The organism is Actinoplanes sp. NPDC051633 (assembly GCF_040681735.1).
Taxonomy (GTDB): Bacteria; Actinomycetota; Actinomycetes; order Mycobacteriales; family Micromonosporaceae; genus Actinoplanes.
In genome coordinates this window covers 1-3,404 of sequence record NZ_JBFAZH010000858.1, presented here as the reverse complement: position 1 = coordinate 3,404, position 3,404 = coordinate 1, and the positions used below count along the sequence as shown (strand labels likewise).

2 protein-coding genes and 1 pseudogene are annotated in these 3,404 nt (G+C 64.7%); 1 reads left to right on the top strand and 2 read right to left on the bottom strand.

Translation table 11 applies throughout. From position 1 onward, the window contains the following. A partial coding sequence (locus AB0M20_RS33380) for a hypothetical protein (protein ID WP_364304322.1) occupies nt 1–423 on the top strand: 423 nt, incomplete at its 5' end. Between the two features lie 180 nt (nt 424–603). Here AB0M20_RS33380 and AB0M20_RS33375 read toward each other — a convergent pair. After that, a complete protein-coding gene (locus tag AB0M20_RS33375; protein ID WP_364304321.1) occupies nt 604–1,185 on the bottom strand; it encodes a hypothetical protein in 582 nt (193 codons plus the stop codon). Between the two features lie 714 nt (nt 1,186–1,899). Then, nucleotides 1,900–2,616: pseudogene (locus AB0M20_RS33370) on the bottom strand (IS6 family transposase); the annotation flags it as partial. Between the last annotated feature and the right edge of the window lie 788 nt (nt 2,617–3,404).

The following is a 3,404-nucleotide window of genomic DNA, read 5'->3' as shown; positions in this document are numbered from 1 at the left end:
ATCGTGGCCGCCGGAGGCGACGGATCGGCGCACATCAGCTGCACCACCGAGCTGCACGGCGACGGTCAGGGGTGGAAAGTCGTTTATCATCAGCAGCCAGCGGGCAGCGGCGAGCTGGTACGTGCGGTGGCCATGACGGCCGATGGCGGGGTGGGCGTACGCGTCTTCTCCGATGGCCGGGTGCGATTCTGGCGCCCGGGCGAGACGCTTAACCCGGCCGGTGAATACCACGACGTCGGCAGCGAGGTGCTCAGTGTCGGCTTCACCGGCGACGGCAAGCAGGTGCTGATTGGCACCCGCGACGGTGTGCTGAAGCTGCTGCCGGCCTGCCCGCTCTGCGGCACGGCTGACGAGCTGACCGCCAAAGCCACTGGCGTGCTGGCCCGTGCCTACGCACTAGGGCTGACCGAGGTGCGCAACTGAGCGGGCGGGAACCTTGTTCCAGTCCAACAGGCGTCCCGGCGATACCGTCACCGATCAGCTCGTACGCGTCGGGATGGTCGACGCCTCCGGCGAACCTCCCGCCAGACCGGGTGTGCTGCTGGGACATCGCCGGCCGGCCGGTTGTCTCCGGCTCGTCCGGGACGTATCCGTGCCGCCCACTCACCGGACCGGCTCCGGACGCTGCGGCAGCTGCGCCAGGTCGGTCACGGTCACGGCACCCCGCTCGACGGCCCAACGAGCAAGGGCCAGGCGCAAATCCGTACGCCCGATGGCCGTGCCGTCCGTGGAGACCAGGCCGGGAACGCCCGACTCGGCCAATCGGTGCCGCACGTCCTTGATGATGTTGCGGGCGTAGTCTGGCTTCAGGCCTAGCCGTTCCGCCAGCTCAACTGTGGACAGCGGCCGGGCGTAAGCGCCGTTTCGGGTCAACATCAACTCGCACATCGCGATCAACGCGGTCCGCTGCGCCCGGGTCGGCAACGCCGCCTGCATGCGTACCGCTCGCGGCCCGCCCAGGTTCGGCACGTGAAGATCCGTGCCGGGGTCCTCGGCGCCGCGGGTCCGGCCCTCCTCGGCGAGCACGGCCGGTGGCTGCGGCGGCACCAGGCCGCGGGCGTCGACACGTACGCTCACCGGCCGATCGTCGGTGCCGGCGAAGACCACGTCGAAGACCGGGTACGGCAACGAGGTCGTCGCCGCCGCCGGACCGACGCGGCGATCTTCCCCGACCGGCGGGCGCACTGCGAGAGGCTTCTGGTGTGACTCGTTGAAGACGGTCACGAATCCGGAATCGACGCGCAACAGGCATGCGTGTCGAGAGATCTCCGGATCACCGAGCCGTACCGAACAATTTTACTTCTTCCGATCGTGAGCGATTCACCCACCCAGAGTCGCCACAGGCCGCCCCTGTGCGTGACGACGACTCCGTCTGACTTCCCCCACATGCCCCGCACTTTCCTTCCCCCAAGCAACGCGTCACAGTAAACCTGCCCGTATCGCTGTACGTGATTGATCTTCGCCCACATCAAAGAGGGTCCCCTATCTCACAAAGTCAGCCTGAGCTGAGGTTATACACCTCTGATGCCCATACAAAGTGATCGTCATCCGTTGATCTGTCATCAAGTTGACTCCGTTCCGTGACAGGTTCAGGGGTCAACTACCGCACCTTCGGTGGCGGGGGTCTGCTGCAGGGCATGAATTCACACCGTGCACCGCGCCGCCGCATTCGCATGATCGGTATTTCCGCGATCTTGGCCGCCGGAGTCGCCCTCGGGCAGAGTTTCGTCCTGAACGCCGATGCGGCCGCGAACATCGACCGCCTCAATCCGGGCCAGCGGCTCGCCGCCGGCGAGCGCCTCATCTCTCCCAACGGCCGATATGTACTGGCCATGCAGAGCGAGGCTCTGTTGCGTTACGAGAACTGTGGACAGCCGTAGCCGGCAGAACGTGGTACCAGATGGCTCGGGCGAGGTCGGTGAACGCGGCTTGGATTCGCAGGGCGGGACTGGCGTCCATTCCTAGTTCGTAGTGTCCGCGGCGCAGGTTCTGGACGAAGGCGTGGCCGGCGATCACCACGTGCGCGGTCCGATCGGTTTGGAGTCCGCGTATCGGTCTCAGCCGGTGCTTGAGGTGACCGTGATCGGCCTCGATCGGGTTGTTCGCGTACTGCTCGACGTGATGCCACGCCGCCGGCAGCAGCTCATCGAGCACGGCCGAGTAGACCGGCGCCGCGTCGGTGACCACCTCCGTCGGGATCACCTTGAGCGTGCACAATGCTCGGGTGAAGAACCGGCGCGCCGCCGTCGCGTCTCGGCGGGCCGAGAGGAGCACGTCGATGACCTGGCCATGCTGGTCGATGGCTCGGTAGACGTAGCGCCACACGCCGTTGACCTTCACGTAGGTCTCATCGACGAACCACCGGTCGCCCGGTGCGTGCTGGGCGAAGCGGGCGGCGTCGGCCAGCAGTGGGGTGAACCGCTGCACCCACCGGTACACCGTGACGTGGTCGACCTGGACGCCGCGTTCGGCGAGCAGTTCCTCGACGTCGCGGTAGGAAAGGCCGTAGCGCAGGTACCAGCGGACTGCCACCACGATCACCTCGGCCGGGAACCGGAAGCCGGCGAACGCGGACGAAGGAGGCGACCAGACACGACGGCGCGCTGCGTGCTCCACCGCTCAGGCCTGCCTTGATCTTCGGATCCGCCGACGCAACAGAGCCCCGACCGCAACCTTTACAGCGGTTGCAAGCATTCCCATGCTTCCTTTACCCCTGCCGGCGCGGCCCCCTGGCGGCGCCGGTGATTAGTCCCAGGTCAGTTACGTGCACGATGTCTTCGCGGATCAATCGGTAGCATTGATCTCTTCGTACGCCGTTGAGCTGCGAAAATGCTCGAAAGATATTGAAAGGTGATCGACATCAACCGGTTCGTTGCTGACTCGACGTCATAACGTGACCAGTTGAGGGGTCAACTAGCGGACGTCTGGCTAAGCCGCTTCCCTGGTCGGCATAGAACGACTGTTATGGATCAGGAGCACCTAAATGATCTTCGGTCGCGTCCAACGCAGATGGATTCACATGATCACCGTATAGGCGCTTGCGGCAGCCACGTGCGGTCGCCGCGGTGGTGCCCAGACCGCACTCGGGCACCGCCTAACAACATCACATGCCGTCGCGGCCGATCGAGAGACTAAAGCACGGAACTGCCGATTTTAAGTGCACGTTGATCACGCTGGTGTGGCTGCATGACGCCGTGCGGAAACACAGCACAAACCCGGCCGCGAGCCTTCTGTTGTCGGCTCTCCTGTGTGGCTAGGCACCCGGAAGAGGTTCAATGATTGACGGCGGCGGCGACTTCGGCAAACCTAGGTTTACGGAGCTTGATGAAGATGCGTATTTGGGGGGTGGCAATGTCACGTCGTCGTAAAAGCGTCGGACTGAGCTATGCCAATGATGGATACAA